Origin of the sequence: Bacillus sp. FJAT-26390, assembly GCF_001682865.1 — a bacterium.
Lineage (GTDB): Bacteria > Bacillota > Bacilli > Paenibacillales > Paenibacillaceae > Pristimantibacillus.
The window spans coordinates 472233-488309 of sequence record NZ_MAQX01000022.1; the positions used below are offsets into that span (position 1 = coordinate 472233).

The window sequence follows — 16077 nt, forward strand, 5'->3', positions numbered from 1 at the left end:
GTCACTATTTTGATAACGCTTCCGTTTTATCGTTGTTACAATGTAGAGGAGATTAAACGACTCTATTAAACGATATTCGGAGGCGATTTGGCATGTCTGCTTTTAAAATTACATTTATCGGCGCGGGCTCGATTGGATTCACGCGCGGCCTGCTTCGCGACTTGCTCGCGGTGAAGGAATTCCACAACATTGAAATTGCTTTTACCGATATTAACGCACATAACCTTGAGATGGTAACTGCGCTTTGCCAGCGCGATATTCAGGAGAACGGCTTATCGATCTCGATTCAATCATCAACCGATCGGCGCGAAGCTTTGAAGGATGCGAAGTACGTTATTTGCACCATTCGAGTCGGCGGGCTTGAAGCGTTCGCAACGGACGTTGATATACCGCTCAAATATGGCGTCGACCAGTGCGTAGGCGATACGCTCAGCGCTGGCGGCATCATGTACGGACAGCGCGGCATTGCCGAAATGATGAATATTTGCCGCGATATAAGGGAGGTTGCAGCAGCGGATGTGCTCTTGCTCAACTATGCAAATCCGATGGCGATGATGACGTGGGCATGCAATAAGTACGGCGGCGTGCGGACGATTGGCTTATGCCATGGCGTTCAGGGCGGCCATTGGCAAATTGCAGAGGCGTTTGGCTTAAAGCAGGAGGAAGTTGATATCATTTGCGCAGGCATCAACCATCAAACCTGGTACATCCAAATTAGGCATAATGGCGAGGATTTAACCGGCAAGCTGCTTGAGGCATTCGAGAAGCATCCCGATTTTAGCCGTACGGAGAAGGTGCGCATCGATATGCTGCGCCGCTTCGGCTATTACAGCACGGAATCGAACGGCCATTTGAGCGAGTATGTGCCTTGGTACCGCAAGCGCCCGGAGGAAATTAACGATTGGATCGATCTAAGCTCATGGATTAATGGAGAAACGGGTGGTTACCTGCGCGTTTGTACAGAGGGGCGCAATTGGTTCGAGACTGATTTTCCAAACTGGATGAAGGACCCGGCAAATGAGTTCAAAAGCGAGCTGCGCAGCCATGAGCATGGCTCTTACATTATCGAAGGGCTGGAAACGGGCAGAGTGTATCGCGGACACTTCAACGTGGAAAATAAAGGGGTTATCGCCAATCTGCCAAATGACGCGATTATCGAGGCACCGGGTTACGTTGATCGCAATGGCGTTTCGATGCCAACGGTTGGCGAGCTGCCGCTTGGCGCCGCAGCCGTCTGCAATGTAAGCATATCGGTGCAGCGCCTAGCCGTTGAGGCAGCGATTCATGGCGACGACAAGCTTTTGCGGCAGGCATTTATGATGGACCCGCTAGTTGGCGCCGTTTGCAATCCGAATGAAATATGGCAGATGGTAGATGAAATGCTCGTGGCGCAGGAGCAGTGGCTGCCGCAATATACGGAATCAATCGCCGCAGCCAAGAAGCGCCTGACGGAAGGCCCGCTGATTCCTACACGCGATTATGAAGGAGCAGCCCGTCTCAAGGTGAAGACGGTTGAGGAAATGCAGCAGGACCGGGATGCCGCGAATAAAAATGCAGGCGAATCGGATAAAGGGAAGGAACGCGTCTAACGAGGGGCATATTTGAGCTCGATGGGCTCGAGAATCGCCCCAGACGGACTCCAAGCCGGAGGGCCGAACTTTTTGAGATAACCCAGCGTATTCATATAGTCTTCAACGGATTGTTCGTCATTCATTTTTTTGAAAATTTCCCAGCAGGCGATAACGTCGTTGAGCGCGCGATGGCCGCCAATTAGTGGGATGCCGTAACGATCGGACATGTCTTTGAGCGTATGCGGATAGACATGTCTGGCGCGGCTGATCGTCAGCGTATCGATAAAGCTGTTCGTAAAGGATCTGCCGGCGATTCTTAGCAAGGAATGGTGCAGGAAGCCAAGATCGAAAGCAGCGTTGTGAGCGATCAATACGTTGTCGCCGAGCATGCGGTTTAAAATCCGGAATGCGGTATCCTCGTCCATGCCGGTAGCGGTCATCTCATCGGTAATGCCGGTCAGCTCCGTTATTTTTGCCGAAAGCTTGCCATCATAACGGACGAGCGTGCTGAATTCGCTGGCGATTTCACCATTGACGCAGCGAATCGCCGCCATTTCAATAACCCGATCCTTCTTCGGATCAAGTCCGCTCGTTTCAAAATCGATGACGGTATAAGAATGATTAGTCATAGTTGGTTCACCACTTTTTCTAGTTATAAGTTGCAATCGCTTCTGAAATAATTCGACAAAAAACATAAAAAACCTTCTATTGCGAACATGAAACGACCCATTGCCGGAGCTTAGCAAGCCGGCAATGGGTCGTTTTTGCTTTGTTAGATTCTGTTTAGGGGTTAGTGGTTATTGCCGGACGCGTTGCCTTTTTTGTCGGAAGTTTTTGTCGTTGTATTTTTGGTTGCGTGTCCTTGCTGCTTCGCCATATCGGTTCCCCCTTTCAACGTAATGGTTGTATTTTGTGATTAGAGGGGAGGTGGTTATTCGCGGTTAGGCAAGAAGGGGTAGGTCATTCGTGGTGAAAAGATAGTTAAAAGGACCGATAGCAATGTTTGATGATGATTCTACAAGACCATGTTTATCCAGTTTCTTATTAAGAATCATTATAACTTATTATTTTTACTTGTAAACATATACAGAAATAAGTATTTATATGCGGTTTTGAACATTTAATTTATAAAATTTAACATAAACTTACCCCCAAAGTGTCAAAAAATATCCCTATTCAACAGCGTGATTCACCCTCACAATATTCATTGTAGCCATTTTAGAAAGCGCATACATTTTTGTGTTGTCCCCGGGAGGTGATTTGCTCTTCACAGCTTTGTTTTTGTAAGAGGAAGCAGCCATAAACGATGGAAACGGAACATTTTTAAATTTGAGAGGAGAGATTGATGAATGAAGAAGAGGATGAAGAAAGCTTCCACGCTTGTGATGCTGGCGGCAATGCTCTTGTCAGCGGTTGGTTTATTTGTGCCTGCTGCGTCTACTCAGGCCGCAGCTGCGAATAATTCGTATAAAGTAATCGGGTATTTTCCGGCATGGGGCGCTTATGGGCGCGGTTATAACGTAACGGATATCGATGCTTCTAAATTGACTCATATCAATTATGCATTTGCGGACATTTGCTGGAATGGCTCTCACGGAAATCCTGATCCAACAGGCCCTAATCCTGCGACTTGGTCATGCCAAAATGAAGCGGGAGCGATTACTGTTCCGAACGGAACAATAGTACTGGGAGATCCATGGATTGACGCCCAAAAGGCTTATGCGGGAGATGCATGGGATAAGCCGCTAAAAGGAAATATTGGCCAGCTCATTAAGCTGAAGCAAGCGAACCCGCATCTAAGAACGATTATTTCGATCGGCGGCTGGTCATGGTCGAATCGTTTCTCGGATGTTGCCGCAAGCTCCGCTACACGTTCCGTCTTCGCTAAGTCCGCTGTCGACTTTATTCGCCATTATCAATTTGACGGCGTTGATCTTGACTGGGAGTATCCGGTAAACGGAGGTTTGGCCGGCAATAGCGCAAGGCCGGAAGATAAGCATAACTATACGCTGCTCCTGCAGGAGGTACGCAAGGAGCTGGATGCGGCTGAAATCGTAGACGGCAAGACGTATGAGCTTACGATCGCTTCGGGCGCATCGCCTTCGTACGTAAACAATACGGAGCTGGCACAAATTGCGGCTACGGTTGATTGGATCAACATCATGACTTATGATTTCAACGGCGGTTGGAGCACAAAGAGCGCGCATAACGCACCGTTATATACCGATTCCGCAGCTGTGCAAGCAGGCATACCGAACGCGGACACTTTTAATGTTGCAAAAGGTGTGCAAGGCCATCTTGATGCGGGCGTCCCAGCCAATAAGCTCGTGCTAGGCGTTCCGTTCTACGGACGCGGCTGGAGCGGCTGCGCAGCTGGACCTAACGGAGACGGGCAATATCAAACTTGCGCAAGCACGCCACCTGCGGGAACATGGGAAGCCGGCGTATTCGACTACGGCGATTTGGCTGCCAAATATATTAACAAAAACGGATTTGTTCGTTATTGGAACGATGTTGCGAAGGTGCCATACTTATACAATGCTGCCTCCAAAGTTTTTATCAGCTATGATGACTATGAATCGTTCGGCTACAAAATCGATTATTTGAAAACAAAAGGATTAGCTGGCGGCATGTTCTGGGAGCTTTCCTCGGATTGCAGAGTTAGCGGCAACTATAGCTGCAGCGGCAATAAGCTGCTAGATAAGCTTGCAGGAGATTTAAATAACGGAGGAACGCCTGGCGGCGGAAATCCAACTGATCCTGCGGACACGACAGCTCCTTCCACTCCAGCTAATTTGACTTCAACCGCAAAGACCTCTTCAAGCGTTACCCTCAGCTGGTCGGCGTCTACAGACAATAAAGGCGTGACCGGTTATCAGGTTTATAACGCTGCAGCACTCGCAGCAACCGTGACGGGTACATCTGCAACGATTAGCGGGTTAACTGCTGAAACGGCATATTCGTTTACTGTCAAAGCAAAGGATGCGGCAGGCAATTTGTCGGCAGCAAGCGCGGCAGTTTCTGTAACGACAGCTGCAGCGCCAACGGGTACATGCCCGGCTGCAGAGTGGGCGTCAGCAACCGCTTATAGCGGCGGCCAGCAGGTGAAATATAACGGAACCGTATACGAGGCAAAATGGTGGACGCAAGGCGATCGGCCTGATCAATCCGGCGCATGGGGCGTTTGGAAAGTAATCGGGCCTTGCGGCAGCGGCGGTGGCGGAACGACCACGCCTGTGCCCGTTGATACGGCAGCGCCAAGCACGCCTGCTGGATTAACCGTGGCGGGACAAACGACTTCGAGCGTATCGTTAAGCTGGAGCGCGTCTTCAGATAATACCGGGGTGACGGGTTATGAAGTATTTAATGGATCGACGCTAATCGCGCAATCTGCAACAGCATCTATTGTAGTTAGCGGCTTATCGGCAGGAACGACTTATCACTTTACCGTAAAAGCAAAGGATGCAGCCGGCAACCGTTCGGCAGCGAGCTCGCAGGTTTCGGTAACACTGGCTGCAAGCGGCGGAGGCGGTAACGGCACGGGCGCAGCAGCTTGGAGCGCGGGCGTTTCCTATCATGCCGGAGACTTGGTTAGCTATGGCGGCGTGACTTATAAATGCTTGCAGCCCCATTCAGCGATAGTTGGCTGGGAACCAGCAAATGTGCTGGCACTATGGCAAGCGCAGGCCTAGTTGATTCGATTAGAAGCTGGGCAACGGGGAAGGAGATAGTGCTCACTCATGCGTTATAGTAAATAGGAGATTCTCGAATGAAGGACATAAACGCTTCCAAAACCACGTTGTCAGTGGGCTTGGAGGCGTTTTTTGCTAGAATCATTGATGTTTGAGTATTTTCAAGTCGGGTCGGCAAGTCTAATCATGCGAACAAAGGACATAATCAGTGAATACGGTTACTTGATTGCCCTATATGGAAGGATAGCGGCTATTTTGAGGGAGAGAGCGCTTTCTTAAGCCGAGGGTAGGGGATTGCCATGTGATAAACTAAATAAAAAGAAAGCGTTTTTCAGTTGAGAAGCAACGGGGGATGCAGCAAATGCAGACGGAGACCAGATTTTGGACTAGATTGAATCTATTCAAAGGTACGCAGATTCCGCCAGAAAGCAGGCTCGGAAAGGACGCTGTAACTGCTTTAATTATTCATTGCTGTTTTCAGTTCGGTGCATCGATGTCTGGTTTATTTCTCAATTTATACTTATGGCGGCTGACACAGGATTTAACGGTAAACGGGATTTATAACATCGTTGTGTTCATCCTGACACCGCCCGCCTTTGCGCTTGGAGGCTGGATTGCAAAACGAAGCGACCGAATGGTGACGTACCGGCTGGGCATCGTCATGATCGCCATTTTTTATTTGATGGTCGTTATTGCACAGGAGCATGTCGCACAATATTACATATGGTTTGCCATTTTTAACGGCGTTGCCGCCGGGCTATATTGGACCGGATACTTAGTCATACAATATGATGTTTCGACGGAAGCGAACCGGATTCGGTTTCTTGCGATCAATATGATTTTTTTTAATGCATCGGGGCTTGCCGGGCCTGCGCTTGCAGGCTACATCATCCAGCGAAGCGAAGGGCTGCAGGGCTATGTTATTATTTTCACGCTCGCATTTATTATGTTCCTTATCGCTGCGTTCGTCAGCTTCCGCATTCCGATGGTAAAGTCCCATCATAAAGCTTATTATTTAAAGTTTATGGGACTTGTAATGAACAAAAATAGGCGCTGGTTAAAAGCATTGTACAGCTTTTTTGTGCTCGGCTTATTCCAAGGCATTATGCTGTTTCTGCCCAATATCATGCTGTATCAAACGGTAGGGCGCGAGGACTGGGTAGGCTATATGGGTGTTTTCTTCTCATCGCTGACCGTGGCAACCGGTTATGTCATTTCCAGAAAAGCGCAGAAGGAGCAAGTGCGCAAATACGTTCTGCTGTCTACGACCGGTGTTGCGATTGGCTCCGCGCTGCTGCTCTTCCAGGTTGCTTTTTGGTCCGTCGCCGTATTTATGATTTTATTCTCGATCTGTAATCCGCTTGCAGTCAATACGCTTACGTCTTATTACTACCGTCTCATCGGGACGCTTCCGCTCAAAGGGCAGCTGCGCGTTGAATCCGTTGTGATGAGGGAGCTGTTCTTGAATGTAGGGAGGGTAATCTCAATAAGCGTCCTTATATTGCTAGCTTCGGATTTGGCTTCCATATGGATGCCGGTCGTGCTGTTTACAACAGCAGTGCTTCAATACATTTCGGTCATGTTGATTAAAGAAAAGCAGCATGCCGAGCCGTAATCATGACGAGCTTAGTTGTCAACTAATCTTAGGAGAGACTGTCCGGCCGGGTCTTAACGGATCTGCGGGCAGTTTTTTTATTTACAATTATTTGGGATTGACGAGAAATATGAAATCCCTTATAGTCTTTACATACCCATACGGGTATATGTATAAACAACGAAGGGAGCATAACATGACGGCAAATCACTCTGAATTAACGGGAATGACAGCAGAGGCGCTAGCTAAGATAGTATTTGGCAAGGACCCATTATTTATTTTGGATGTTCGCAATGAAGAAGAGTATAGCAATTGGAGAATAGAAGGCGAGCATGTTCAAACGATAAACATTCCTTATTTTGAGTTTCTAGAAGGTGCAGAACAGGTATGGGATCAAATACCGGAGCATCAAGCGGTGCTGGTCGTCTGCGCCAGAGAAGGCTCTTCAAAATATGTGGCGGAACAGTTAATGGAGCATGGGATTATGGATGTATCGTATCTAATGGGCGGGATGAAAGCTTGGAGCGAGCATTTGGAGCCGGTTAAGGTAGGCGACTTGAACGATGGAGGCGCCATCTACCAATTTGTTCGGGTGGGAAAAGGATGTCTCTCCTATATGATTATCTCTGGCGGCGAGGCGGCAGTTGTTGATGCCGTTCGCATGACGGATGTGTTTACGGGCTTCGCCGATAATCTGGGTGTGAAGATTACCCATACAATCGATACCCATCTTCATGCAGACCATATTTCTGGCGGACGCAAATTAGCTGAAACAACGGGTGGTTCCTACTGGCTGCCGCCAAAAGATGCGGGTGAGGTCGTATTTTCCTACCGCAAGCTTGGAGAAAGCTCTGCAATTACCGTTGGAAAGTCAACGATCAGCATTCAGCCGGTTTATGCGCCAGGCCATACGATTGGCAGCACATCGTTAATCGTTGACGGTAAGTATCTGCTCTCGGGTGACAGCTTATTTGTCCAATCGATTGGCCGTCCTGATTTGGCTGGCAAAGCGGAGGATTGGGTAGACGATCTTCGAAACACTTTATACAAACGCTATAAATTAATATCAGAGGATTTGGTTGTATTGCCTGCGCATTTTGGACAAGCTGCCGAGCTTGGTGAAGGAGGCAAAGTATCAGCGCGCCTCGGTGATTTATACCGGATGAATCCGGGATTAAACATGCAAGACGAAGCTGAGTTTAGAGCAGCAGTCACGGAAAACTTGCCGCCTCAGCCCCATGCATACGAAGCGATCAGACAAATTAATATGGGGAAAATGTCACCGCCCGATGAAGAGCAGCGCGAGATGGAGCTTGGGCCTAATCGCTGCGCGATTCACGATAAATAAATAGAAAGATCCATTTCAGGAGGTTCATGTTGATGAGCAGCACAAAGGAAAAATCAACGATTGTGTTATTTAGCGGTGATTTGGATAAGGCGATCGCTGCATTTATTATTGCCAATGGGGCAGCTGCCTATGACCATGAGGTAACGATCTTCTTTACTTTCTGGGGGCTAAATACGCTGCGCAAAGATCATGTCGCTGCTAGTGAAAAAGGGTTATTAGAAAAAATGTTTGGATGGATGATGCCGCGCGGAGCAGACAAGCTTGGTCTTTCAAGGATGAACTTTGGCGGCATGGGGCCTAAAATGATCAAGCATGTAATGAAAAAGCATAATGCGCTCTCTCTGCCGCAGTTAATCGAGCTCGCGCGTGAGCAAGGCGTGAAATTAGTCGCTTGTACGATGACGATGGATTTGTTGGGCCTGCAAGAGGGAGAACTGCTCGACGGCATTGAATATGCGGGCGTATCCGCTTATTTAGGAGACGCAGCAGATGCAAGGGTTAACTTGTTTATTTAATGAATTAACAGCTAATAGTTGTTTTTTTTAGCCATTTTATATACCATTACGGGTATATGTATAAGGAGATTGTTATGGATTATGGATGGATGATGCTGCTGCTCGCGATTGGGTTTGTCGGATCACTAGTGTCCGGGATGGTTGGCATTGGAGGCTCCATTATCAAATATCCTATGCTGCTCTATATTCCTCCTGCGCTTGGCTTTGCTTCATTCAGCGCACAAGAGGTATCGGCAATAAGTGCGGTTCAAGTTTTTTTTGCCACGCTCTCAGGCATGCTGGCTTTTCGAAAAGGCGGTTTTATTAATAAATCTCTAGTCGTGATTATGGGCTCAAGCGTTGTAATTGGCAGCTTTATCGGTGGGTACGGCTCTCAATTTTTGGAGGACTCGTTTATCAATGTGACCTATGCCGTTCTAGCGCTCATCGCAGCGATTATGATGTTTCTTCCGAAAAAAGGCGAAGAGGCTATGGAATATGCAAAGCTCACATTTAACAAGCCGCTAGCAGCGATACTTGCAGCTATCATTGGAATAGTATCAGGTATCGTTGGAGCAGCGGGCGCATTCATAACCGTTCCCGTTATGCTCGTTATTTTAAAAATACCGACACGAATTGCGATTGCTTCATCATTAGCCATCACGTTTATTTCCTCCATTGGCTCGACAGCGGGGAAGGTGATGGGAGGGCATATGCTGCTTGTGCCTTCGATTGTAATGGTTGTTGCCAGTGTCATTGCGGCTCCAATTGGGGCCAAAATAAGCAAAAAACTAAATGCCAAGCTGCTTCAGTGGATTCTGGCTGCGCTTATCGTCGCGACTGTCGTCAAAATTTGGCTTGATATTTTAATGAAATGATTAAAGGAGGCAAAGTATCATATGTCAGCAATAAAAGTTGATCGGATCTTGGAGTGCGTTGGACTCGCGTGTCCGCTGCCGGTCGTCAAGACCAAAAAGATAATGGACGAGATGAACGGTGGGGAGGTTCTGGAAGTGACGGCTACGGATAGAGGTTCCGTTGCTGATCTCCAAGGGTGGGCAAAACGGATCGGCCATCAGTATGTGGGCTTGAAGGAAGCGAATGGCGTATACCATCATTTTATTCGTAAGGCGGAGGAAGCGGATCGCCTGGTTGATCTTCAATATCCCTATATTATTAATAATGAGGACATTCAAGAGCGGCTGGAGGCTGGGGAGAAAATGAGCATCGTGGATGTTCGCGAGCCGGCGGAATATGCTTTTGGACATCTGCCTGGCGCCCGGTCGATACCGCTTGGCGAGCTGGAAGAGCGGCTTGGCGAGCTCTCGCAGGATCAGCAATATATAGTCGTATGCCGTTCGGGTGTCCGAAGCGACATCGCATGCCAGCTGCTTTTGGAAAAAGGATTTGGTCATGTGAAAAATATGAAGCCGGGCATGTCAGAGTGGCAGGGCATGACTGAAAAGGGTTGACCACTAATTGTAACACCATCTGAGGAGGAATAATGAAATGGCAGATCTTCTTATAGACGCAAAAGGACTAGCTTGTCCGATGCCGATTGTTAAAGCTAAAAAAGGAATGGACTCGCTGCAGACGGGGCAGATTATGGAGCTTCAAGCAACGGATAAAGGTGCGCTTAACGATTTTGAGGCATGGGTGAACAAAACGAAAAATGAGCTGCTTGAAACGAAATCGGAAAATGGCGTATTTACCTTTTTTATAAAGAAAGGTTGATTGCGGCTGCAAAGCCGATGGGGGGGGAGCTATCACAACGCGTGATAGCTTCTTCTGATCTTGAAGGGGAGATTGCATTGTCTCTATTTGTAACAAGGTATATAATTTAAGACAATAGCATTTGGTAACGGCCTGATTGGATATAGGTTTAAGGCCTACACGTGGAAATCAAGCGATGAAACCATAATGAAATGGAAAGGAAGCGTGTAAGGATGATATATGATGATGATGTGAAGAAACGGCTGAAAAGGATCGAAGGACAAGCACGAGGCGTTCTGAACATGATGGAAGAGGAGAAGCACTGCAAGGATGTGGTGAGTCAACTGTCCGCCATTCGAAGCGCAGCAGATAAAGCGATTGCTTATATCGTAGCGGTAAACTTGGAGAAATGTATTCTTGAGGAAATAGCGGCAGGCAAAGACACCGGGACGGTTGTTAAGGAAGCGATGGAGCTGCTCGTGAAAAGCCGTTAATATATGGGGTTTGGAATTAAACGTTAGTATCGCTTAATTAAGCCGATTCTGCCTTAACGGGCTGATAGGCTTTTTTTGTGACTGTATCAAGTGCTCTATATTTGCAACCAGAGAATATTTAAATAAAAATACTGAAAAAATGAAAAGGATATTAGTCTCTGAATCTGTTATTCTGAATGGATGAAATGGCGCAGCAGATCGCGTGCAGCAAAGGGGGAGTCACAGCCATGCGAAGGAAAAGATATCCAATCGGCTTGATGATTATGTTAGGAATGCTGCTTATTGCAGGATGCATGAAAGGCGGCAGTACTCCTTCGGAAAATGACAATCAGCTAGAGAAAGCCGCGATCGAAAAACCGGTAACGCTTACTTTTTGGAGAAACTCCGGCAACAAAGCTGAAAATATGGCTTATGATCAGTTAATTGCCGCGTTTATGGAGAAGCATAAGGCGATAAAGATAGTAATGATGCCATTTCCGTACAGCGATTACGATACGAAGCTGAGAACCTCGGTAGCAGCGGGCAATCCGCCTGACATTATGGCGATAGATGCGCCGAATCTAGCGTCCTACGCGGAAGCTGGGGCACTGCTGCCGTTAACCGGCAACTTTAATCGTAATGGTCATATCGAGGATATCCCGCAAACGACGATCGATGGTTATACGTACCGGCAAAACATCTATTTGGCTCCCGTAACGGAATCATCGATAGCGATGTTTTACAATAAAAAAATGTTTGAGGCTGCCGGTATCACTCTGCCTTCCAGAAACCCGGACGAAGCGTGGACATGGGATCAGGTCCTTGAAGCAGCGAAGAAAATCAATGATCCGGTTAATGGCATCTACGGCATTGATCCCGCACAGGGCTTTCAGAACGCGGGCGCGACCGCTTACTTCAAATACCCGATCATTTGGCAATTCGGGGGAGAAGTGATGAATCCGGAAGGCACGTCAGCGAAAGGTTATTTGGACTCGCTTGAGACGAAGCGGGCGCTGACCTTCTATACCGACCTGTTCACGAAATATAAGGTGGCGTCATTTGAGTATCCGGTGGATGCTTTCCCTAACCGCAAACTAGGCATTACAATCGACGGCACGTGGTCCCTTTCGCATATTGCTGAGAACTTTCCGGACTTCAAGCTAGGGGAAGACTTTGACGTGGCACCTCTGCCGAAGGGAACCAGACAAGCGGTTGCCAATGGCAGCTGGGGACTGGGCATCTCGGCAAAGAGCAAGCATCCGGAGGAAGCTTGGATGTTCATAAACTGGATGACCAGTTATGAGGGCTTGAAGATTTATACGAGCATTACGCATGATATTCCAGCGAGATACTCTGTCGCCAAGGAGTTTACGGAGCTGAATGAGTATCCGAAAAATATTTTTGTTATCCAAAACCAAAAGTATGGCAGGCCAAGGCCGATTACGCCTGTATTCCCGCAAGTATCGGAGGCCATCAAAAATCTGTTCGAGGAAGTGGCGCTGGAGAAGCGGGATATGGACGAGGCGATTCAGTCTGCGATCAGCACCATCGACAAGTCGTACGCCGATTCAATTGCTATAACAAAATGATGAAGATAGTTAGAGAGGAGGCTGCCCGGTGTTTTTCTCATTAAGAAGTCGGCTGATGGCTGCTTTCTCTTTGCTGCTGATCGTCCCTTTTATTACCCTTGTGCTCGTGCTAAGCCAAGAATCGGCAAAGCTTATTCGGCAGTCGATTGAGACTTCGACCTCTCAGACGATCGAGCAATTTGGCTCGCATCTTAATACGTCGATGACGCAGGTTGAGGAAATCGGCAATCAAGTGATGAGCAATCGCGTGACGCAGGAGTGGATTACCGCGCAAATGAGCCCGGATAGCACGGTAGAGGAGCGTCTGCTCGCCAAGCAAAGGCTAATGGAATATGTATCCTCCTATTCAATTAACAATTCAAGCGGCATTTCAATCGGCGTTTTCTCAGACTTCGGAGGCGGCGTATGGACGCAGGATCGAACATATTTGGAGCGGGATTGGTATAAGTGGTTTGTGAAGGAGGATGAGCGCTGGACGAAGGCGCATTCGGACCCCGATCAAGCGGACACGATTATGAAATCCAGATTAGTTAACAGTTATATGCTGCCGTTGGTACAATTGCAATCGTTTACAAAATCAGGGTTCGTGAAAATAAATTATCCGACCTCCGTGCTGCGTGATGCGATTGAGAAAATTCGGTTTGGAAAAACAGGCCGTGCTTTTCTGCTTGATTCGGATGGAAGCAGCGTGCTTAATCAGCAGGTGCCGGAGGCTAATGTCTCGATATTGGCGGCTGGCCTAGCAGAAATTAAAGCGGCGCAGGGAGAGGCAACGAACGGCGTGTTTCCGATTAAGCATGATAAAGACAGCTATTTATTGTTTTATCGGTATTTTGAAGAGCAGGATTGGTACGTGATCGGAGAGGTGCCTGAGAAAGAGCTATTCATCAAGATCGATCAAATCCGCCGCACGATGCTGTTTATTAGCGTCATTTTGCTGCTGCTCATCATTTTTGTTGCCTATTGGTTCTCTTATGGCATTACAAGGCCGCTTACGTCGATGGCCAGAGCGATGAAGCATGTGGAACGCGGGGAGTTTGCGCAGGCATTCAGCATGATGCCCCATGTCCGCACCGGCCATAGCGAGGTTGGTTATGTCACGAGAATATTCGAGAATATGACCACTCGACTAAGATACCTCATCGAGACGGAATTCGAGACGAATTTGCGCCGAAAGAACGCCGAATATAAAGCGCTGCTGCTGCAAATCAATCCGCATTTTTTTAACAATACGCTAGAAATTATTAGCGGCCTTGCAGCGATGAAAAAGAATGATGTATTGATGGATGCGACGGAAGCGCTTGGCCAAATGATGCGCTACTCGCTGAACTTAAATAGCGATCTAGTTAAAGTTAAGGACGAGATGAACTATATCCGCGATTATTTGTTCATCCTTCAGCTTCGTTACGAGGAGCGGCTGCATGTCGAGATCGAAGAGGATATGGCGTCAAGCCAGCTGCTGATTGCGAAGTTTATATTGCAGCCCATCGTAGAGAATGCTGTTAAATATAGCTTGGAGGAAAGCGGCGTGGCGAATATATCGCTTCGCGTCAAAACGGAGCAGGACAAGCTCCGCATCGCCGTTGCGGATAACGGGATCGGCATGGATTCTGAATTGATCGCCCACTTGATGGGGGAGCTTAGCAATACCGATTCAGTCGATATTTTGAACAGCGGCGGGGATAGCATCGGACTTCGCAATGTGTTGTCGCGCTGCCGTCTTTATTATGGGGAACAGCTTGAAGTGAGCATTAAATCAAAACGTGGCGAAGGAACGGAAATTCGAATCATTATTCCCGCGGTTAAGGGGTGAGCGATGTGTACAGCATATTATTGGTGGATGATGAAGCGGGTGTACGCAGCAGCATAAAAGCGAAGCTGGATTGGAGTGCCGCAGGCTATCAAATCGAAGCCGAAGCGTCAAACGGCGTGGAAGCGCTGGAGCTATTGAAGAAGCATAAGCGTCCAGATGTACTTATTACAGACATACGCATGCCTCAAATGGATGGCATTGGACTCATAACGGCTTGCAAGCAATTGTATCCGTCGCTTAAAATCATCGTCTTATCAGGCTATTCCGATTACGCCTACATGCAGGCAGCCATTCAAGCTGGCGTGAAGGATTATTTGCTCAAGCCGGTCGGGCGCAGAGAGCTGGCAGCTCTGCTCGAGAAGCTGTCGGCGGAGATTGCCCTGGAGCAGACCGATGAGCAGCTGCATAAAGCGGAGCAGCTTCAAAGGGAGCAGCAGTTATTCTCCCTACAGGAGCAGATGCTGCTTCGACTTGTGAAGGAGGAGTTTTACAGCCTTCTCGTCATCAAGGAAAGATTGGAGCAGCTGAAATTGTCAGCCTTCATTGACGAGCGGCTACAAGTCCGCTTTGTTGCCGTGGAAATGCGAGTGCCGCAGGGAAGGCTTGGTGACGAGCGAGAGCATCTCGATCTGCTGCATATGGCATTTCAGATGTTATGCCGGGAAACGGCGAATGCCTATACCGGGGTTCATCCTTTCTATGATGCCAGCCATCCTTCGATGATGCATTTTTTGGTGGAGGCAGGGGATGCAGGCGCAGGTCACGATTTGACGGAACGGTTTGTTCGGCAAATCAAGTCGAATATACAGAAATACTTGAGGCTCGATTCCGTGGTTGGAATCGGAGAGTCGGTCAGCGGCGTGAAGCAATTCAAGAACGGCTACTCGTCGAGCATGCTTTCTTGGAGCCGCAGCACGATTCATGGCATAAGTGGAGCGGGTGACCCGAAGGTAAAGGATTTGATCGCAGCGTTCTCGCCGGAAATGGAGAGACAGCTAGTCGTTTCTGTTGAGAATGGCGATTATAAAGCCTATTCCGTTCTTATAGAGCGTATGATCCCGCGTGGCGCCGATTATCCGATGTTTTCCTTTACGTTTATCGCATCGCGCATATTGCTCCTGTTTCATTCGATCGCCAAAAAGTATGAAGCGGGAGATACGGTGCTGCAAAAACGTCTGTGGGATTGCCAAATGACGATCGGCGATTTTCATTCGCGCGAGCAAGTATTGGAGCAGCTGGAGGAGCTTGCCCGTCTAGTGATGAAGGAAGCGCTGAAAACGCGCAGCTCAAGCGGACAGTCCATCGTCAAGGCCATCCAAAAATATGTGGACGATAATTTCGCCTATGAGCTTACGCTGACCTCGCTCGCCGGGATGTTCCATCTGAACGAAACGTATTTGTCAGGCTTGTTCAAGCAGCATGTCGGCGTGACGTTCAGCGAATATTTGACGAGCTTGCGGATGAACAAGGCAGGCGAGCTGCTCCGGCAAAGCAATCTTAAGCTGACGGATATTGCGATGCTGGTTGGCATATCCAGCTCCAGCTATTTCAGCACCTCTTTCAAAAAGTTTTATGGACAAAGCCCGAAGGAATACCGGGAACGTCCAAATGAATAGGAAGAACCCTGCAAACGGGCGATAGCGAAAGATGCTGTCGTCTTTTTTTTCGATAAAAAAGAAACTCTCCATATGTTAAGGAAATCTTTAAGATTTCTTTAGTGTTACATTACGTTTGATTTGGGCGTCTTCCTTATACTGAATATTATAGCGCCTATGAGCGCCGAGACAGAA

The 16077-nt window shown here is 48.1% G+C and carries 13 protein-coding genes; 12 read left to right on the plus strand and 1 reads right to left on the minus strand.

What is annotated here, in order from left to right; genetic code table 11:
- Positions 1 to 92 precede the first annotated feature (92 nt).
- Positions 93 to 1589: an alpha-glucosidase/alpha-galactosidase gene (gene melA, locus A7975_RS19275; RefSeq protein WP_065386157.1), complete on the plus strand. Its 1497-nt coding sequence runs from the start codon at positions 93 to 95 to the stop codon at positions 1587 to 1589.
- Here the strand turns inward: melA and A7975_RS19280 are convergent.
- Positions 1586 to 2200, minus strand: a complete 615-nt coding sequence (locus tag A7975_RS19280; protein WP_053374866.1) for a 3'-5' exonuclease — start codon at positions 2198 to 2200, stop codon at positions 1586 to 1588. The two genes, melA and A7975_RS19280, sit on opposite strands and share 4 nt — an antisense overlap.
- Positions 2201 to 2920: 720 nt before the next feature.
- Between A7975_RS19280 and A7975_RS19285 the strand changes: the two genes are divergently transcribed.
- The 11 genes from A7975_RS19285 to A7975_RS19335 all read left to right on the plus strand — a co-directional run bounded on the left by A7975_RS19285 (position 2921) and on the right by A7975_RS19335 (position 15903).
- Positions 2921 to 5263 carry a glycosyl hydrolase family 18 protein gene (locus A7975_RS19285; protein ID WP_065386158.1) on the plus strand — a complete coding sequence of 781 codons (2343 nt, stop codon included), beginning with the start codon at positions 2921 to 2923 and terminating at the stop codon, positions 5261 to 5263.
- A gap of 361 nt (positions 5264 to 5624) precedes the next feature.
- Entirely contained in the window at positions 5625 to 6878 is a 1254-nt protein-coding gene (locus tag A7975_RS19290; RefSeq protein WP_053377686.1) for an MFS transporter, read from the plus strand.
- A 175-nt stretch (positions 6879 to 7053) separates the two neighbouring features.
- Complete coding sequence (locus A7975_RS19295; protein ID WP_065386159.1) at positions 7054 to 8205, plus strand: MBL fold metallo-hydrolase; 1152 nt, start codon at positions 7054 to 7056, stop codon at positions 8203 to 8205.
- Between the two features lie 32 nt (positions 8206 to 8237).
- On the plus strand, positions 8238 to 8720 hold the full coding sequence (locus A7975_RS19300) for a DsrE/DsrF/DrsH-like family protein (protein ID WP_065386160.1): 483 nt from the start codon (positions 8238 to 8240) through the stop codon (positions 8718 to 8720).
- Positions 8721 to 8794: 74 nt separating this feature from the next.
- A complete protein-coding gene (locus tag A7975_RS19305) occupies positions 8795 to 9577 on the plus strand; it encodes a sulfite exporter TauE/SafE family protein (protein ID WP_176707765.1) in 783 nt (260 codons plus the stop codon).
- Between the two features lie 21 nt (positions 9578 to 9598).
- Positions 9599 to 10171, plus strand: coding sequence for a sulfurtransferase TusA family protein (locus A7975_RS19310; RefSeq protein ID WP_065386161.1), 573 nt, complete (start codon positions 9599 to 9601; stop codon positions 10169 to 10171).
- Positions 10172 to 10208: 37 nt separating this feature from the next.
- Positions 10209 to 10433: a sulfurtransferase TusA family protein gene (locus A7975_RS19315; protein ID WP_053374871.1), complete on the plus strand. Its 225-nt coding sequence runs from the start codon at positions 10209 to 10211 to the stop codon at positions 10431 to 10433.
- Between the two features lie 212 nt (positions 10434 to 10645).
- Positions 10646 to 10906: a metal-sensitive transcriptional regulator gene (locus A7975_RS19320; RefSeq protein WP_053374872.1), complete on the plus strand. Its 261-nt coding sequence runs from the start codon at positions 10646 to 10648 to the stop codon at positions 10904 to 10906.
- Positions 10907 to 11133: 227 nt separating this feature from the next.
- On the plus strand, positions 11134 to 12474 hold the full coding sequence (locus A7975_RS19325; protein WP_065386162.1) for an ABC transporter substrate-binding protein: 1341 nt from the start codon (positions 11134 to 11136) through the stop codon (positions 12472 to 12474).
- Positions 12475 to 12502: 28 nt separating this feature from the next.
- Positions 12503 to 14287 carry a cache domain-containing sensor histidine kinase gene (locus tag A7975_RS19330; protein WP_065386163.1) on the plus strand — a complete coding sequence of 595 codons (1785 nt, stop codon included), beginning with the start codon at positions 12503 to 12505 and terminating at the stop codon, positions 14285 to 14287.
- A gap of 5 nt (positions 14288 to 14292) precedes the next feature.
- Positions 14293 to 15903: a response regulator transcription factor gene (locus A7975_RS19335; RefSeq protein WP_065386164.1), complete on the plus strand. Its 1611-nt coding sequence runs from the start codon at positions 14293 to 14295 to the stop codon at positions 15901 to 15903.
- Positions 15904 to 16077: the final 174 nt, after the last annotated feature.